The sequence below is a fragment of the Allobosea sp. WAO genome (assembly GCF_001509835.1).
Taxonomy (GTDB): domain Bacteria; phylum Pseudomonadota; class Alphaproteobacteria; order Rhizobiales; family Beijerinckiaceae; genus Allobosea.
In genome coordinates this window covers 22950-39248 of sequence record NZ_JXTJ01000008.1, presented here as the reverse complement: position 1 = coordinate 39248, position 16299 = coordinate 22950, and the positions used below count along the sequence as shown (strand labels likewise).

Genomic DNA, 16299 nt, shown 5'->3' with positions numbered 1-16299 from the left:
TGGTGGCGGGTCAGGCGAAATCGATCAGGCGACGCGCTTGCCGGCCCGGTCCGGGCGGTTGCGGTCCTGGCGGGCATCGGCGGCGGCGCGGCGCTGCTCCTGCCGAACGCCCGCGACCTCGCCGGCGACGACACCGGCCGAGCCGTATTCGGCTTCGATCAGGCGCTGCTCGAGCTGCTCGATGCGGGCATGCAGCCGCCGCAACTCCGCGACGATCTCGCGGCTGCCGTCGTTCTGGTTGGCGGGCGGAACGAAGACCGGGCCGGGCGCGGGCCGCGGCCGGGAGAAGGTGGCCAGATCCGCGAAGGACGCCCCGCCATTGATCGCCTCGAGCAGGCTGGCATGGCGGGACGCCGCGGCAGCGTTGACCATAAACTCGCCGTTCGAGGCCCAGATCGGCACGCTGTCCGAGGTCGGCGAGCCCGGCCCGCTGATCCAGCCGCCCGAGGCGAAGGCGCCGATGTTGCCGGTGCCGAAGCCGCCGGCATTGCCAGTGTACTGCATGATGAAGGCGGTGTTGTAGGCGATCTTGTTGAGCGCCGTGACCATGTTGTTGTTGACCCCGACGCCCCGGATGGTCAGGTCCGTGTCGAGCGAAAACTGCCGGTTCAGCGCGTTCAGCATCGCCAGCGAGGTCGTGTTCAGCGAGATCAGCTCGCCGAGCAGCCCGTTCTGCGTCGAGGCGAAATTCACCGCGCTCTGCTGCATGGAATTGGAGGATTCCATCAGGCTGTTGGTGGCCCCGCCCAGGGCCTGAACCTGCTGCAGCAGCGTGTTGGCGATCTCTGTGTTGGCATCGGTGCCCTGCGCCGCCGCTCGGATCAGCTCGAGGCGGCTGATCTGGCCATCGCCATTGGTATCGAGCTCGCTGAAGATCGCCGCGAGGTTCGAATTCGCCGCCTCCTGCAGGCTGATCATGCCGTCGCCATTGGTGTCGAGGCGCGCCAGCGAGGCGAGCAGGCTGGTGTTCGCATGCTCGATCGCGTCGACGATGAACTGCTCGGCCGAGACCTGCGTCGGTAGTGCCGTCAGCTGCGCGGCGACCTGTTCGAAGATCGCCTGGAAGGCGGGCGAGGACGCATAGAAGCCCTTCGCCGCATCGAGCAGCGAGGAGGCGTAACCGGTCAGCCCGTTGATGGCATCGCGATTGCCGCCCTGCGCCAGCGCGAGCTGGGCATTGTACTGCGACTGCGCCGCCGCGAGCCTTGCCTCCGGCGACAGCGGCGAGTCGTTGCCGGCGCGCATGTTGTCGACGAACTGGCGCAGGTTGCGGGTGAAGCCATCGAAGAAGTTCTGCGCCTCCTGCTTCGCCCGCTTCTGCTCTGCCGCAGCCTGATCGGCAAAGGTCTCGATGATCTTGAGACGCTCGGCCGCGAGCGCCGCCTCGAGGTCGTTGATTGCCTGCCCGCCGGCGCGCATCTCCTCCAGCCGCTGGCGGTGCGCCGAGCGGTCGAAGGCCGCGAGCTGGCCGTCCAGCGTCGTGCTGTCGTTGAGCGCCGCGAAAAGCCGGTCCTGATAGCCGAGACGGCGCTTGGCCGCCTCGATCTCGCGCGCCGCCTCGCCGATCGCCTGTCCGGCCTCGACGACCAGCCCGGCGAGCGCCGGGAAGCGGGCGATCAGATCATCGAAGGCGGCGCCGGTGAGATCCGCGCCATTGACGATCTTCTGCGCCGCCGCCTGGAAGTAGGCGCTCACCCGCGCCTGGTCGGTACCGAGCAAGGCGGCGTCGGCGCGCAGGCGCTCGACCTCGGCGAACAGATCGGCGGTCTCGTTGATATGGTCGCGGTCGAGAGCCGACAGCGTCTTGCGGTCGAGGTCGCGCTCGAAGCCGGCGCGCAGCCGGTCCATCGCGACGACGACGCCCTGCTCGACAGCTTCGGCCGCGGCGTCCGCCGACATGCCGAGATCGACCAGGACCTGCGACAGCGACGAGGCCGTGCCGTTGATCCGCTGAATCTCGGCCTCGACCGCGCCGATCTCGCGCGCGCCGGTCAACAGCGACATCGCATAGGTGCGGCTCGCCTCGCGCGCCGCCTCATAGGCGCCATCCGTCAGCTGGGTATCCGCGACGAAGCCCTTCAGTGCTTCGCCGGTATCCTTCACCGACTTGCTGGCCTGGAGGAAGGGCGAGTTGAGGCCGAAGCCCTGGTTGAGCGCGTCGAGCGTGCCAGCGAAGCTGCGCCGGAACTCGGTGACCGAACGGTCGAGGAACGCCTGGAGATCGCGCTCCATCGCGAAGACCGCCGTCTTGTCACCGGCGAGCTGCGCCGTCTTCGCCGCGCTCTGGAAATTGGTCCGGGCCTCGCGGAACGAGCCGGTCAGGCCGCCCTCGGTCTCACCGCGCCAGAGCGCGCGCTGGCGCTCCACCTCCGGCTGAATCTGCGCCCAGTCGTCCTGATACTGCTTCAGCGCCGCCATCATCTCCTGGCGCCGCTGCTTCTTCGCAGCCGACTGGCCCATGATGCCGCCGGCCGCGCCGGAAAGCCCGCCGACCACGGCACCGATCGCCGTGCCGATGCCGGGCAGGATCATGGATCCAGCCACCGCGCCGGAGAGCGCGCCACCAAGGCCGCCGATGAGCGGCGACTGGCTCTGCTGCCCCATGCCGTAGCCCGCGAGCGCGGCCACGCCCAGGCCTGCGACACCGCCGAAAGAGAGCCCGCCTCCGGCCGAGCCAGGCGCCGAGGCGCTCTGCGTCTGGCCTTGGGCCGAACTGCCGCCACCAAAGAGCCAGGAACCAATCTTCTTGAAGCCGTCGATGATACCGCCGGAAGCGCCCCGCTCCAGGCTGTCGGTCAGCGGCTTGACGTTCAAGGTGCCGTTGTCGTTGGCCGCCGAGGTTGTCCCGAACAGGCTGCCGAGGCCCTGTCCCGACATCAGCGGCTTCAGGATCTGGTTCTCGATCAGGCGCGTCCCGAGCTTGGCGAAACTCTTCAGCGCATTGTCGACGACCCCCTCGAAGCCCTTGTCGGTCTGGGTGAAGAGATCGTCGAAGGCGCCGCCGAGGATCGAGGTCAGGTCCTTGCCGAAGTCGACAAAGCGCTCTTTCGTCGCATTCAGGGCCGCCTCGACCTTCGCACCATCAAGATACTGCCGGCCGAGGTCGCTGGCTGGGTCGATCCCCTGCCGGCGCAGCGCCTGCTCCGCCTTGAGCACGGCGAGGACCCGAGAGCGCTCTTCTACCGACTTGCCAAGGAGCGATACCTCGAGGCGCAGCAGCTCGGTCGACTCACGCTGATCTGCCAGCATGCCCAGCGCCGCCGCCTCGGTTCGGGCGTCCTGCACGCGCGAAACTGAGTCCGCTTGCTCTTTCGCAAGGCGTGCGGCCTCCTTTTCTGTGACGAGACCGGTGGCGATCAGCTTGTTATAGGCCTCGCGTTCAGCCTGGAGCCGCTCTTCCAGATCGGCGCGCTGCTTCGCCGACAGATTCCCAGCGGACGCCGCTGCGTTGGCGGCGTTCGTTGCCGAAGCCTCCTGGCGCTGCAACGCGATCTTCTCGGCGAGCCCGCGCTTGGTCTCCGCGATCTCCTTGTTGAGGCGCTCCCGGAAGATCACCTCCGCGTCGCCGCCAGTGGTCCGCGCCTGCTGCGCGGCCTCCTTGCGGATGCGCGCGACTTCGGCAGCCGCGACGCCACCGCGCCGATAGGCTTCCGTCTGTGCATTGGTGACGGTGATTCCATCCTGAATCACCTTCGACTGTTCGTTCAGCGCGACGGTGCCGCGGGCTGTGGCCCGCTCGGCCAGCTTGATCGCAGCAGCCTCCCTCGAAGTGGAGACAGCCTCGCCAAGCATGTTGATGCGCGCGCGTTCTGCTGCCGTGGCCTGAGCATCGGCTAAGGTCTTATCCTGCGACGCCTTGAGGTCGAGTTCGGTGTTTCGGCGGGCTCGTTCCTGCTCGAGCGAGAGTCCGGAAGTGATGCCCTGCAGATCGCGGGCGACCTTCTGCTGGCCTTCCAGCGCCTCGGTCTGCTCCTTGATCTGCTGCGTGAGGGTGGCAAACCGCTCGCGGTTCGAATCGTCCGGGACGCCAATCGCGTTGCGCTTCGCCCTGAGTTCCTCAAGGCTTTTGTCCAGGGTGTTAACCCGGCCGATCGTCTCGTTGTACAGGCGAAGCTGCTGAGCGAGGCCCTGGTTCCCCGTCGCCAAAGCGACCGCTTCGCCCTCATTGGTCTTTCGACTGGAAGCGCTAGCCTCGGCCTTTACCCGGGCGGCTTCCCGCTCCTTCTGCTCGATCGCTTCCAACGCCGACAGCTTCTGCCGCAAGGTGCCTACTTCGGCGCGAAGCCCGGATTCCTGGCCGAACGTGGTGCGGCCTGTCGCGAGCTGTTGCTCGATCTCTCGGATTCGCGAACGGGCCGTCGCGATCTCCTCGGAGCGATCTGGGCCGAGCACCGCGCCGGCAGCGCCCTCCTTCAAGCGACCGAAGACGATGCCCATTTCCTTGGTGAGGCGGTCCCACTTCGACAGCGACTGGTCAGCCGCGTTGTCCGTCGCGCGCCCGAGCTCCTCCATCAGCAGCCTCTGGGCGCGGAGCTTGTCGTTGAAGTCCGTCGCGGTGCGGATCATGCGTAGCGTCGTGCTGTCGAGCCCGCCAATCTTGTCGCTCAGCCCCTGTGCGCCACGTGCCGGGTCGGCCAGAGCCTGCGCGATCTCCTGGGCGGCGCTCTTCAGATCCTGCCCGTTGACCGCGGCGTAGTCTTTCGTGATCCGCGTCAGTTTCGGCAGGTTGTCGTTCGCGATCCGGCCGAGCTTGACGTACTCGGCGCCGATCAGGCGGGCATTGGAGACCGTGATGTCCGCGGCCTGCGCCGATTCCCTAGCGAGCCCCTCGAGCTGGCCGCCGGCGAGCCCGGAAGTGCGCCCTGCCCCGAGCAGCGAGTTGCTCAGGGTCTGCTGTTCGCTCGACACCTTGAACGCCGCATACATCGCACCTAGCGCCGTCGTGACGGCCGCGATCGGCCCAGCGAGCCGGAGAAGGGCCGGCCCCATTTGGCCAAGGAAGCCCATGACCGAGCCGCGAGACGCCGCGAACACGTCCGCGATCTGAGTGCCCTGCTGGATCAGCACCGTCATGGGCGACTGGCCGGAAGCCAGCGAGACGAAAACGTCCTGCGCCTGCCGGCCGAGGTTGATTAGCTCATGGCGGGCAAGACCAACACCCGAGGTCCACTTGCCCGTCGCCGTGAACGCGCCCTCGAGTGCCTTCTTGGTGTCGTCGTGGACCTTGTTGATGTTCGTGACGACGGTCGCGTACTGCTTCTCGTCGATGGACCGCCGGGCCAGAAGCCCTTGGGCCGTCTTCAGCGCCTCGTTTCGCCGCTCCTCGTTAGTCAGCAGCGGGTTGTAGGCCTGCGTCAGGCTACGAACCGCGCGCTCATCCTCCTCGATGAAGGCCGACATCGAGGCGCGCGCGCCCTGCGTGCTGTCGAACTGGTAGCCAATGCGGTGGACCTGCTGCAGCCGCTCCTGGACGGCCTGCATACGAGCGACACTCGCCGTCACCGCGGCCTCGCGGCGCTTAATCTCAACCGCGATCTCATCGAAGTAGGCTGTGAAGGCAGAGGCCGACTGGCGAGCCGAGCGTGGCGCGCCAGCGATCAGCGCCTCATTCAGCGAAGTCGTGAAGCTGTCGGCAACGGCGCGCCCACGGGCGGCGGCGACACCTTCAAGGCCTCCGACTGAGCCAAGAAATGCGTCAGCGGAATCCCGTGCGGAGCCTGCGCTGCTCCCGATCCCGAACGACGCGTTGATGCGCTGCTGCGTAGCCTGCGCGTCCGCGAGCCGTTTGGTCGCCGCAGCCGCGCGGTCGGCCACGGCGGCATTGACTTCGTATCGGTCATTGAGCGCTGCAACGACCGGTGCAAGGGCCACGAACCCCTGCCGGGCCATGCTCGCGGCATCGGCCGTCTGACCGAACTTCCGATAGACCCCGTCGAGCGCGGCAGCCGCCCGGGCCGGGTCCATCCCTCGATCGAGAGCCTTCCCGATCGAACGGACCGCGCTCTCGAACTTCGCCGCGTCGCCATAGCCAGTGATCCAGACGCGCGACAGCGACGCGACACCCGGAACAGCCTTGCTGGCGGCGGCATCGGTCGCCGCCAGCGCCCGGCCGACCGCCTTGGCCGACCCGACCATGTCGCCATCCGCCGACACCTTCTGAGCAGCCGCGCGCACATACTGCGACACGTCCATCTCAGCAGTGACGCGGAGGGAAGAGAGCTTGGTGGTCATGCGGATCGCTCGCGCTTGGCCTTTTCGGCCGCGGCCTTGGCCTGCTTTGCGGCGTAGGCGACGTACTCGTCGTCCATGGCCCGCAGGAATAGGTAGAAATCGGGGAAGATGTCGCCCATCAGGCCGTGATCGCGGGCATAGGCGCTGATGCTCTGGTAGTAGATGCCGGAGCATCCACCCATGTCGCCGCGGTGCCGGTCGTTGGTGAGCGCGTTCCATGCATCGAAGAGATAGCCGGCCCAAGGCGGCATCTCGTCGTCTTCGATCTCTTCGATCTGATCGCCCAACGCCTCGGCGGCGTCAGGCTCCTCATCCATCAGATCGGCTAGGAAGCCGAATTCGTCTCCGCGGCGCTCGAGGCGGGCGCGGAAGGCGCTTCGGACTTTCCCAGGTCGTCCTCGGCCGCCTCGCCGAGCGCCTCAGCGTCATCGGTGAACTCCGGATCGACCTCGCTGAGCCTGCCGGCGCAGTATTCGACCTCGGCCACGATCACGCGAAAAGCGGGATCGGTGAGCGTCGCGAGCGCGGCCTCGGGCGAGTATTCGATATCGAGCCCCCGCCAACCGTGCAGGATCTCTTCGCAGTAGAGGCGGCCGATGACAGGCGCCAACTTCTCAGGGGGAATGGGCTGTCCCTTGTACCGGCGGCTCAGCTGCTGGACGCGAGCGTCGCGCTTGATGCGGTAGGAGGGTTTGGTCAGGGCGGAGACGAGGAACTCGACGCCCGGCCACTGGAGCGAGGGAACCCAATCGCCTTTGGCTTCGCGATCGAGATTGGCTCGGAGGGAGGAAAGCTTCAGAACCATTGTGGTGCTTTCTTGCGAGGGAGACGGACGGGCTGTCGGGCCCGTCCGCCAGGAGTGCGCGCACATCCATCTCGCCGCCGGCACCAACCGGCGTCGCTGGCGCTGACCAGCTAGGCTTCTGGACCCGCCGCCGACACAGCGGGCAATTCATCGCCGCGGCCGAAGCCGCGACGGATCAGGCGAAGTACTCGAGGCGGTCGAAGATAATGTTGGCGCCAGTCTCCGGGTCGAGCGCACCGGAGAAGTCGAACTGCGCCGTCACCGTTTGGTTCTTGCCGCCTGCCGACGGGTTGCCGCCACCGCGCAGCGTCGCACGCGGAATCTGGATCACCACCGCCTGGTTGTTCTTGGCGACCCGGCCGTTCAGCGAGGTGACCGTGCCGTCATAGAACTTCTGCAGCACCGCATTGCTGCCGAAGTAGGTGTCGATCTGGCCGGTGACGGTGTTCTCGCCTTCGCGGATGTAGACCGCGCCGAAGTTGTCGACGGCGTCCTGCGCCTCGAGGTTGGCGTTCACCGTGAACGAGACACGGCGAGCCCAGTTCGGGCTGGTGAGCCGCGATCCGCCCTCGGCGAGCCGGCCGACGTTCGCGCTGCCGGCCATCACCTGGTTGGTCGTAGCCGGATCAGGCGAGGCATCCAGCGTCACCGTGCCCTGCGATGCGGTCAGCCCGGTGAAGGTGAAGGCGCCGGTGATCTTCTGCTTCGCCTCCATCGTCAGCTCGAGCTGGCCGGCCTGCATGCCGCGGTTCACGATGTAGGCCGGGACCTGCTGCCCCATGAACCCGCGCTCGATGGTCATCGGAGCGGGCGTCACGCCGTTCTTCAGCTGATCGCCGAACCAGACCCGGATGGTCTTGCCGGTGCCGACGTCGGTCGACCAGCCCGAAGGCAGGTTGTCGAGCGTTAGCTTGCCAGCCGCGATGTCAGTGACCCTCGCCCAGGCCGCAGCCCGCGCCACAGCGCCGGCGGTGACGAGGAAGGCGAAGGTGGTCGCGTCGGCGGTGCCGCCGATCTTGATCCACTGCCCCTTGCGCAGGCCGAGCGTGGTGAAGTCGAGAGCCGTCGAGCCCAGGCCGTCCGCCAGCGCGGTGATGTCCGCCGACGCTCCTTCGAAACCGACCACCTTCAGGCGCGCGGTGGCCGGCGGCGCGGCTTCCGTCACCAGGTTCGCGCCGAGCACAGCCACGGAGGTGGTGCCGCCCGTGGTGACCTTCCAGACTCCGTTGTTGGCAGCGGTGGCGAAACCGGTCGCGCGCAGCAGATGGTTGGCGACGAAGGCGGCGCCGGTCGTGACCGTGAATTCGTCGGTCGTGCCGGCCACCGCAGTGATCACGCTGTCGGCCGTGCCGTCGTTGTCCCGCTCCGGCGTGTTGAGCCAGTCCGAGAACAGCGCGGCGCGCAGCCCATCCGACACGAAGCTCTGCGGGTGCGGGTACGACAGCTCGAAATTGATCCCGCCGCCCGAAGTCTGGCCGACCATGATCGGATCGGCGTTCATGCGGTCGTCGCGCAGCTCGTCGCTGTCGACGTACTCCGGCGCGCCGGAGAGAGATTCGCCAGTCAGGCGGACCTGCTTCATGCGAGGCGTCGTGGGCGTGACGCCCGGCGTCGACTCCATCACGTAGCTCACCCGCACGCGGTTCGATGAGGTCATGGTTCAGGGCTCCCAATAGAAAAGGGGCGCCACCAAGCGCCCCATCACCTTGCCCAAGGGTCGGAATGTTCGATGCCGGCGCGGGCCACGCGCGGGCAGTTCAGGTTGGGTTACGAGCGCTTGGCCTTCCCCGTGGTGGCCTCGCCGGCGGCGGCGCTGTCCTTCGCGGACCTGCTCTCCGGACCCGCCACGAACCGGAGGCGCTTCAGATCCTCCAGCGGGATCGGGCCCTCGGCCGCTTCGACCTCGGAGACGCTATCGCCGGCGGCGAACCGGCGGCTCGGATGCGGAAACGGCTTCAACACGGTGATCAACATGGGTTTTCTCCTGTCTCAGGCTTCGAACCGCAGCCAATCGACGGTCACGGACAACGTCCAAAGAGCCCCGGTCGCTTCATCGCGGCCGCCGAGGCCGATCGCGGCATCCCTGAACTCGAGATCGTCGTTCATGAGCCGAGCGCCGCGGAACAGGTCCGCAACAGCCTTGGCCAACCGGCGCGCTTCGGATGAGCCAGTGCCGGCGGGGACCATCACGTGTATCCAGAGGGTTCCCACCTCGTCCCAGCGGTTCTGTTCTTCGGCGCCGATGCTCTGCTGCGCATAGACCGAGCTCGACATCTCGACCGCGATCCAGGTCTGCTGCGCAGTCTGCTCAAATTCCTCGTTCTCGAATTCGATGAGGGTCTCGGTCCAATGGTCGACCAGAAATGCCCGAACCGCGTCATAGACCACGCCCGAAGCCATCTCAGGCGGCCTTCATATTCATGACGATGGCGGGATAGGTCGTCCGCGCGCCGGCCTGCGTGTCGCGCTGCAGCTTCGTGCGAGCGAACGGCTTATAGCCGCGCCGGAAACGGCCCTTCAGGACGTAGCCGTTCGGGATGTAGACCATCCGGAATCTCACATCGACGGCGCGCCCGAACTGCGACTGGACCTTCCTGCGGACGTCCTGGAAGACCGCCTCGCCAGTCGAGACGCGCTGAAAGCCGCTTTCGATCTTGCGGGCATACGGCACCGTCGCCACCACGGAGACCTCCTCGCCTGCCGCGATCTCGGCATCGGCACGCATGACCTGCGATCCGGCCATCACGACATGCGAGGCGATGTAGTCGCCGCTCCTGCGGGGCGAGCGCTTCTCCAGCTCCGCCAGGGTGAAGGCGAGGATCGGCTGCCAGTAGCTGAAGTCGTAGACGATCGGGCCCGGGGCCTCGACGGTCTCTTCCTCGGCACCCTCTCGGCCGTTGACATACTTCGTGTAAATCGACGACGCCTCGCCGCCGGCGATGGCATCCCGCAGCGCGCCCCGCGCGAACTTTGCCAGTTCCTGATTGATCGCCGCCGGCGCCAGATCGGCCGTCGCCATCTGGAGATCTCGGGCGAAGGTCTCGAAGCGTGCCATCAGCCGAGCACCTTCGCCTCGATCCGGACAACGACGTCGCCTACCACGATCGGCGCGCCCGCCTCGATCTTGCGTTCCCGGCCGTCTGCCTGGCGAATGAAGTCGCCGACCTTTGGCCAGACCCCGCCGCCAGCCGCACCCGGCCACGTCCCGGCAGATGCAGCGGCCTGAAACTGCGTCGGCGACATGACGATCGACGAGGCCGTCTGCTTCACTCCGGCGACCAGTACCTCGCTGTTGAAGCCCGTCACCTTGGCCCGGCATTGGACCTCGACGAACACATTCGGCGCGGGGCCGACGCGTCGGCGAACCGTGACGGCCTCGCCACGTCGCGCCAGCGAAGCGTCCAGCCGCGCGATCATGCCGGCTGGGGTGTCGACCGTGCTCATGCGAACGTCGCGTTGCGGTATGGGGCCAAGCGCGCCATCAGGTCGGCGGGCAGGCCAGACGAGGAGGATGGCGTCGTGGCGCCGGAATTCACCCAGTATTGCGTCTCGACCTCCTCGACGCCGGGGATGTCGACACGAACGCTCTTCACGAGAGGGTCGCGGGTCTCAGCTGAGTGAAGCAGCCGGATCATGTCGGCGGCGACGCCCGCCAGATCGGGCGGTACTTCATCGAACCCAGCCTCGTACTCGACCACGACAAGCCCGGCGGGCCACGCTTGTAGGCGCGCGCCGGCGGTTCGCGAGACCAGCCCCGGGTCTCCTTCGACGATGCATCCCGCGAGATTGATGACGGATCCGCTAATGGTCAGCCCGGCCAATGTGATCTCGTGGCGGCGTGCCAAGATCAACTTGTCGCCGCCGCTGAAGAACCGCGTCTCTCGAACCACCTCCTGCCTGAGCGTGCGCGGGGCGCCCTGCCCTCGCACGATCCGGCAGGCCGCGAAGATATCCGCGGAGGCACGCGCGACCAGTTTGGCGAGCACCGCGTCTTGCGAGGTATCGCCGGGCGGGAGCCCAACGATTTTGCGCGCTTCCACCACCGTCAGTAGGTTCGGGTCGGCCGCGGGCGAAACAATCTCGAGCATTGATCAGACCGCCTTGTCGGGGTCGGCGCCCGGGAGCTTGAACGGCTTGGGATCGGCCGGCGGCAGCTTCACGATCTCACGCCCGTCCCGGCCCTTCTTGACGGCGAGACGCCACGACTTGCTCCCGTCGCCAGGCTTCTCGCCAGTGTCGTCCTGCGCGATCCAGTAGCTGCCGCCCCATGTCACGCCATCGCCGCGGGCGTAGACGCTGCCGTCCTTGAAGACGCCGCGGTCCAGCACAACCGGCAGTTCGATGCGACAGGACTTCTCGACATCGCCGCGCGCCCAGCGGAGCACGAAAGAGCGCTCGCCATCATGTTCGACCGTCATGTCGTCGAAGCCGAGCCCATCCTGTGGAACCGGGATCTTGGCGATCTCGCCCTTGATGAATTCGGCGATCGCGTCGCGATCAGCGTCGCGCCCGACCACCGGCCCGAGGTTCTTCGCCTCGCCGTTGGCCAAGGTGACGATGAGGTTGCCGTCCCGGTCGATCAGCGCGCCCGCGAGCCCGACACCGTCCTTCGGCACCGGGATCGCCTTGGCCACGGCAGCGATGCGCTCTTCGATCGCAGGCATGACCTGCTCGACCGTAACGGAGGTCCCATCCTTCGGCCGGGGGATGGCGTCGACGGCGCGACGGATGATCTGCTCGACCTCCGCCATGTCCACGTCCTTGCCCGCGGCGGCCGGCGGCAGAGCCTCGACCGCGGCGGAGACGAGGGGCTCGAGCGTGGCACTGATCGCGTCCGCATCCGGCAACAGCTTCGACACAGCCTCGAAACGGGTCGCAATCTCGCGCTCGATCATCGGGGCAACGTCATCGACAGATACGGCCTGCCCGGGCTCACCGTCCTTCGGCGCCGGCAGCGCCGCCACAGCCTCCTTGACCAGGGTGCCAATCGCCTCCCGAACCTCGACCATGTCGACGTTCGCACCCGGCTCGCCATCCTTCGCCGGCGGCAGCGCGGCGACCGCCCTCTCGATCTCCTCGCGGATCATCGGGGCGACGTCCTCCACCGAAACGCTCTTGCCCGGCGCAGGCTCTGGAAGAGCAGCGACTGCCTTGGACACCATCGCCGGGAGATGAGCCTTCACCGCGTCGACAATCGCCGGCGCGACCTCCTCGAGGCTCACGCTCTTGCCGTCCTCACCGTCGCGGGCCTTCGGCAGCGCCTGGACCAGTTCCTCGAGCATCGAGCGAACCTGATCCATGTCGGCGTCTTTGCCGGCCGCCGGCGCGGGCAGCGCCTGGACCAATTCTTCCAGGATTGGCCGAACCTGGTCCACCGTGATGCTCTCGCCATCCTTCGGCAGCGGGATGAGGCCGACGAGCTCGGTCGCGCGGGCGTTGATGCGGTCATCCAGATCCGCCAAGCCAAGCGCAACCGCTTCCGCCACGACCGGGCCGACATCCTCGGCCGTCACGCTCTTGCCGTCCTGGGGAGCGGGCAGCGCAGCGACCGCGGCGTCGACGGCCCGCTTGATCTCTTCGGGGTCCGCATCCTTGCCGTCGACCGGCGGTGGCAACGCCGAGACAGCCTCCGCAACCGCTTCCGCGACCACGGCGCGGACCTCGGCGATATCGATGTCCCGCCCGGGCTCGCCATCCTTGGCCGGCGGGATAGCGTCAACGGCAGCCTTCACCATCTCCTGCATGCGAACGGCGATCGCTGCCATGTCGGCGTCAGCGCCGTCCTTGGCCCGAGGGAGCGCGTCGACGGCCTTGGCCACCGCGGCGGCGACCTCGGCGGGGTCCACATCCTTGCCATTCCGGATCGCGCCCAGCGCAGCATCGATGCGCTGGGTCTGCAGGCCGGCGCTCTCCTTCAGCGCAGCGACGAGATCCGCGTTCGCCGCCTTGAGCTCGGCGATCGTGGCGCGCGCATCCGCCGAAATGACCTCGACCTCCTTCTCCCATTGCGAACGGCATTTCGCGATCACGCGAGCCAGCGCCAAATCGAGAGCGGAGGGGGCAGTCTCACTGCAGGACATAAGGACCCTGGGAGAGACATTCGAGAAACTCGGCGTGCGCGGCGACGCTGGCTGCGGCGCGCTGCTCGTCGACGGGTTCGTCATTATTTTCCTCCGCCGGCGCGACGCTGTCGGTGCTGGCCCCTGACTTCGCGAAGGGGTCCGCCTTCGCATCGCGCTTGGCGAGCGCGCGAAGGCTGAAATTCTGCTGCTGCAGGAAGACGTCATCGCCTTCCTTGTTCGGGCGAGCCCTCAAGCCGACGCGGCGGCGCTTCTCGTCGATCGTCATCACGCCGGAGGCCTTCTCGAGCACCTCCATCTGCGCGACGCTGTCCATCCGGAGCAGGTTGTCGGTGTCCACTTCCGTACCGAGCCGCCGGCCACCTTCCTTGATCGTGTCGAGACCAAGCCCCTCATCCAGGCAGAGCTCCTTGGCCTCGATCAGGATCTGCAGGCACTGGGAGTAATATTCGACGTTGAGCGCCTGGATGTTGTCGTAGCTGGGGAGCGGACCGACACCAACCTTGTAGGGCGGCATGTGGAAAGCCGAGCAGACGACCTCGGCCGACATCTTCAGCTGCTCGATGAGCTGCGCGTCGGTCGCCTTCATCGTCATCGACTCGAACTTCAGGCCGTCGCCGAGCACCGCGACGCGCCCCGCGCCCTTGTCCCCCGTGTATTCGGACTCCCAATGCGCCTTCAGGCGTGCGGCCGTCGCATCGTCGATGTGTGCCGGAGCAGTCAGCACGCCGCCCGGCTGAGCGTTGTTGCCGAAGAACTTCGCCGACTGGTTCTGGATGGCATGGCCCTGCATCGCCGCGAGGCCGCAGGCATAGATCGGCGAGAGCCCGACCAGCGGATGGAACAGGCAGTTCATCCGATCGTGGATGATTTCGCGCGCCGGCACGATTACCTGCGACGGCAAGCCGGCCAGGTGGTCGGCGTTCAGGTCGTAGAAGACCGCTCCATCATCAGAGATTAGGGGCTTGGTGCGATCAGGATCGAGAATATGCAGGGCGATGACTGCGCCGCGCCCGTCGCGCACCTTCAGCACGTAAGTGTTGCCACGGCTCAGCTTCGAGAGCAGCCAGGCTTCGGCGAACTGGATCCGGTTCTGGTAACTGTTCGGCTTCCGAAGGACAGGGCTGAACGCGGGGCTCTCCACCTCCGTCCAGATGTCCTCGCCCTGATGCTCGACCAGCTTGATCCGATTCTTCGCGATGTCGGACGCGATCAGCGTGATGCAGGCGAAGACCGCATGGAACGACATCGCCGTGTCGAAGCGCACCTCGACATTGCGCTGCCACGCGCCAGCGAACGGCTCACGGATGATCGACCACCAGCCACCGCGCCCGGCCGGGACCATGGACATCCCCTTGGCGCGCGGCGCCAGCGCCTGCCCCAGCGCCGAAAGAAAGCCTGCCTCAGCCATTTGGGTTCAGCCCGTTGCGGCAGATGACGGCGGCGGCGAGCGCGAAGACACCGCCGGCGATGAACGCCCAGCCCGGGCCCGCCAGCAGGAAGACGCCGGTCGTGATGAAGCCGGCGCCCGCCAGCGCCAGCACCAGGATCGCGATGAGGAGCTTCATCAGGCGGCCAGAGCCTCACTGCGGCCGCAGAACACGACTTCGTCGAAGCCGTGCATGCGTGCCAGCCGATCAGCGTGGGCGTCGTCCCGTGCGAAGATCGGCGAGCCCGGCCAGTGCGCGGCCGCCTCCGGTGAGGCGATCACGGCGTCGAACGGCCCGGTTGCAAGAGCGGCGGTCGCGTCGGTCCACACGGAGGGGTGATAGCCGAGCACCAGGCAACGGCCTCGCCCTCCCCCGCGGTAATGCTCGGCGGCCCAATCATCGACGCCGCGATCGACCAGGTCCCAGGGCTTAGGGTTGCCGAAGAAGAACATGATGCGCGTGCTCGGCGAGACGCGCGCGACGCCGCTGCCGAACCAAACGATGCCATGCTCTTGCCCCCACGTCGCTTCGCCGTAGCCGAGCCGCGCGCTGATCCACGCTTGATCCGATCCGATGAAGCGATGCCCTGCCTCGACAGCGCGCTCGGGCGTCAGGTCGGCGTGAACAGCGGGGCGGGCGCCGGCCGTCATCATGAGCATGGAGCCGTTGTACGGCCGGGTCGCCGTGGCGCCGCGATAGAGCACGATGTCCTCGGGACGGTCGAACAGCGGGTCGAGCGGTCCAGAGATGATGCAATCGAGATCCATGCTGACGAAGCGCGGGCCGAAGATGTCGGCGGCGTCCGGCCGGAACATCGCTACGCGACGCAGGCACTGAGGCTTGTCCTCGCCCCAGGTCGGGATGCGGAAGGTCTCGAAGTCGCGCGGCGGCGCGATGATGTCGATTGAAGCGTCGATCCCGTCCGGCATGTCCGTGACGCAAGCGATCCGATGAGGCATCGCGAGGTGCCGACGGACCATTCCGGCCCAGACATTGACGTGGGCCGCAGTGTACGCGGCTCGGCCGCCGGGCTGGGCCCAGAGCCAGGTCAGAACGGTCAGATCAGGCATCGGGCAGCATCGCCTTCAACTGCTTCATCCGCGCGTCCATGCGCTTCCCGAAATCGAACCCGGCCCCAGCGAGAAGCTGAAGCTGCGAGCGATGTGGTTCGGGGAGGCTGGACGCGAGGCGCCAGATCTCACGCTGCGTCTCGCAGAGGGTGAGACGGCGCGATTGGTGGGCGGGGTTGATCCGGTGCTTCCGCTGCCCCTCGACCGCCCGGATCGCGTCGAGGAACTCCATCCCGGGCGGGACGGGGCCGAGGTTCGTGGTCCCGGTCTCGTCAGCCGGCATTGGCGGCCTGTCGCCGAGCGACCTCCGCCTCGAGTACCGCGATCGCCTCCACCTTGTTCTGGGGCGTAGCGCCGAGCGCCTTCGCGATCGTGATCATCTTCATGTGGTGTAAATCGCGCCAGTCATCAGGGATCTCGACGACCTGATCGGGAACGGACGGGGGCGACAACTTGGTCGGAGCAGGCTCGTCCCTCGGGATCACCGCGGCTGGCGGTGGCGGGAGCGACCCGGGCTCGCGGGGCTCTTCCATCACCCGTGCACGGTTGACGGCAACCAACACGCGCGCGTCAGAGCGTGTTGCCTCGAACTCGTCGCCGGCCAGAAGCCGACGGGTTGCATAGGTGAGTGGCCTCACCGCGATCAGCTTCTGCTTCATGACTGCCTCCTGGGCGGCTGCAGG

At 67.2% G+C, this 16299-nt stretch carries 15 protein-coding genes; all 15 read right to left on the bottom strand.

Annotated elements, in window-relative coordinates; translation table 11 throughout:
- Positions 1 to 24: 24 nt before the first annotated feature.
- On the bottom strand, positions 25 to 6231 hold the full coding sequence (locus tag DK26_RS15040; protein WP_066473985.1) for a phage tail length tape measure family protein: 6207 nt from the start codon (positions 6229 to 6231) through the stop codon (positions 25 to 27).
- A complete protein-coding gene (locus DK26_RS29380; protein ID WP_066473980.1) occupies positions 6228 to 6548 on the bottom strand; it encodes a hypothetical protein in 321 nt (106 codons plus the stop codon). The genes DK26_RS15040 and DK26_RS29380 overlap by 4 nt, the downstream gene beginning before the upstream one ends.
- Positions 6549 to 6556: 8 nt before the next feature.
- Positions 6557 to 7036, bottom strand: coding sequence for a hypothetical protein (locus DK26_RS15030; protein ID WP_184231620.1), 480 nt, complete (start codon positions 7034 to 7036; stop codon positions 6557 to 6559).
- A 175-nt stretch (positions 7037 to 7211) separates the two neighbouring features.
- Positions 7212 to 8693, bottom strand: coding sequence for a phage tail tube protein (locus tag DK26_RS15025; protein ID WP_066473978.1), 1482 nt, complete (start codon positions 8691 to 8693; stop codon positions 7212 to 7214).
- A gap of 110 nt (positions 8694 to 8803) precedes the next feature.
- On the bottom strand, positions 8804 to 9010 hold the full coding sequence (locus DK26_RS15020; RefSeq protein ID WP_066473976.1) for a hypothetical protein: 207 nt from the start codon (positions 9008 to 9010) through the stop codon (positions 8804 to 8806).
- Positions 9011 to 9025: 15 nt separating this feature from the next.
- Positions 9026 to 9436, bottom strand: coding sequence for a phage tail terminator-like protein (locus tag DK26_RS15015; protein ID WP_066473973.1), 411 nt, complete (start codon positions 9434 to 9436; stop codon positions 9026 to 9028).
- 1 nt (position 9437) lies between these two features.
- Positions 9438 to 10091 carry a hypothetical protein gene (locus DK26_RS15010; RefSeq protein ID WP_066473971.1) on the bottom strand — a complete coding sequence of 218 codons (654 nt, stop codon included), beginning with the start codon at positions 10089 to 10091 and terminating at the stop codon, positions 9438 to 9440.
- Positions 10091 to 10480: a hypothetical protein gene (locus DK26_RS15005; RefSeq protein ID WP_066473969.1), complete on the bottom strand. Its 390-nt coding sequence runs from the start codon at positions 10478 to 10480 to the stop codon at positions 10091 to 10093. The genes DK26_RS15010 and DK26_RS15005 overlap by 1 nt, the downstream gene beginning before the upstream one ends.
- Positions 10477 to 11124, bottom strand: coding sequence for a hypothetical protein (locus DK26_RS15000; protein WP_066473967.1), 648 nt, complete (start codon positions 11122 to 11124; stop codon positions 10477 to 10479). Before DK26_RS15000 ends, DK26_RS15005 begins: the two co-directional genes overlap by 4 nt.
- Positions 11125 to 11127: 3 nt before the next feature.
- Positions 11128 to 13065: a hypothetical protein gene (locus DK26_RS14995; protein ID WP_157089670.1), complete on the bottom strand. Its 1938-nt coding sequence runs from the start codon at positions 13063 to 13065 to the stop codon at positions 11128 to 11130.
- A gap of 37 nt (positions 13066 to 13102) precedes the next feature.
- Positions 13103 to 14527: a phage portal protein gene (locus tag DK26_RS14990; RefSeq protein ID WP_083533252.1), complete on the bottom strand. Its 1425-nt coding sequence runs from the start codon at positions 14525 to 14527 to the stop codon at positions 13103 to 13105.
- Positions 14520 to 14684: a hypothetical protein gene (locus DK26_RS29040; protein WP_157089669.1), complete on the bottom strand. Its 165-nt coding sequence runs from the start codon at positions 14682 to 14684 to the stop codon at positions 14520 to 14522. The genes DK26_RS14990 and DK26_RS29040 overlap by 8 nt, the downstream gene beginning before the upstream one ends.
- Positions 14684 to 15616, bottom strand: coding sequence for a hypothetical protein (locus DK26_RS14985; protein WP_066473954.1), 933 nt, complete (start codon positions 15614 to 15616; stop codon positions 14684 to 14686). The genes DK26_RS29040 and DK26_RS14985 overlap by 1 nt, the downstream gene beginning before the upstream one ends.
- A complete protein-coding gene (locus tag DK26_RS14980; protein ID WP_066473951.1) occupies positions 15609 to 15899 on the bottom strand; it encodes a hypothetical protein in 291 nt (96 codons plus the stop codon). The genes DK26_RS14985 and DK26_RS14980 overlap by 8 nt, the downstream gene beginning before the upstream one ends.
- Positions 15889 to 16275: a hypothetical protein gene (locus tag DK26_RS14975; protein ID WP_066473949.1), complete on the bottom strand. Its 387-nt coding sequence runs from the start codon at positions 16273 to 16275 to the stop codon at positions 15889 to 15891. The genes DK26_RS14980 and DK26_RS14975 overlap by 11 nt, the downstream gene beginning before the upstream one ends.
- Positions 16276 to 16299: the final 24 nt, after the last annotated feature.

Coding starts and splice junctions, on each gene's coding strand:
- DK26_RS15040 (WP_066473985.1), bottom strand. CDS start 6,231: ATGACCACCAAGCTCTCTTCCCTCCGCGTCACTGCTGAGATGGACGTG.
- DK26_RS29380 (WP_066473980.1), bottom strand. CDS start 6,548: ATGGATGAGGAGCCTGACGCCGCCGAGGCGTTGGGCGATCAGATCGAA.
- DK26_RS15030 (WP_184231620.1), bottom strand. CDS start 7,036: ATGGTTCTGAAGCTTTCCTCCCTCCGAGCCAATCTCGATCGCGAAGCC.
- DK26_RS15025 (WP_066473978.1), bottom strand. CDS start 8,693: ATGACCTCATCGAACCGCGTGCGGGTGAGCTACGTGATGGAGTCGACG.
- DK26_RS15020 (WP_066473976.1), bottom strand. CDS start 9,010: ATGTTGATCACCGTGTTGAAGCCGTTTCCGCATCCGAGCCGCCGGTTC.
- DK26_RS15015 (WP_066473973.1), bottom strand. CDS start 9,436: ATGGCTTCGGGCGTGGTCTATGACGCGGTTCGGGCATTTCTGGTCGAC.
- DK26_RS15010 (WP_066473971.1), bottom strand. CDS start 10,091: ATGGCACGCTTCGAGACCTTCGCCCGAGATCTCCAGATGGCGACGGCC.
- DK26_RS15005 (WP_066473969.1), bottom strand. CDS start 10,480: ATGAGCACGGTCGACACCCCAGCCGGCATGATCGCGCGGCTGGACGCT.
- DK26_RS15000 (WP_066473967.1), bottom strand. CDS start 11,124: ATGCTCGAGATTGTTTCGCCCGCGGCCGACCCGAACCTACTGACGGTG.
- DK26_RS14990 (WP_083533252.1), bottom strand. CDS start 14,527: ATGGCTGAGGCAGGCTTTCTTTCGGCGCTGGGGCAGGCGCTGGCGCCG.
- DK26_RS29040 (WP_157089669.1), bottom strand. CDS start 14,684: ATGAAGCTCCTCATCGCGATCCTGGTGCTGGCGCTGGCGGGCGCCGGC.
- DK26_RS14985 (WP_066473954.1), bottom strand. CDS start 15,616: ATGCCTGATCTGACCGTTCTGACCTGGCTCTGGGCCCAGCCCGGCGGC.
- DK26_RS14980 (WP_066473951.1), bottom strand. CDS start 15,899: ATGCCGGCTGACGAGACCGGGACCACGAACCTCGGCCCCGTCCCGCCC.
- DK26_RS14975 (WP_066473949.1), bottom strand. CDS start 16,275: ATGAAGCAGAAGCTGATCGCGGTGAGGCCACTCACCTATGCAACCCGT.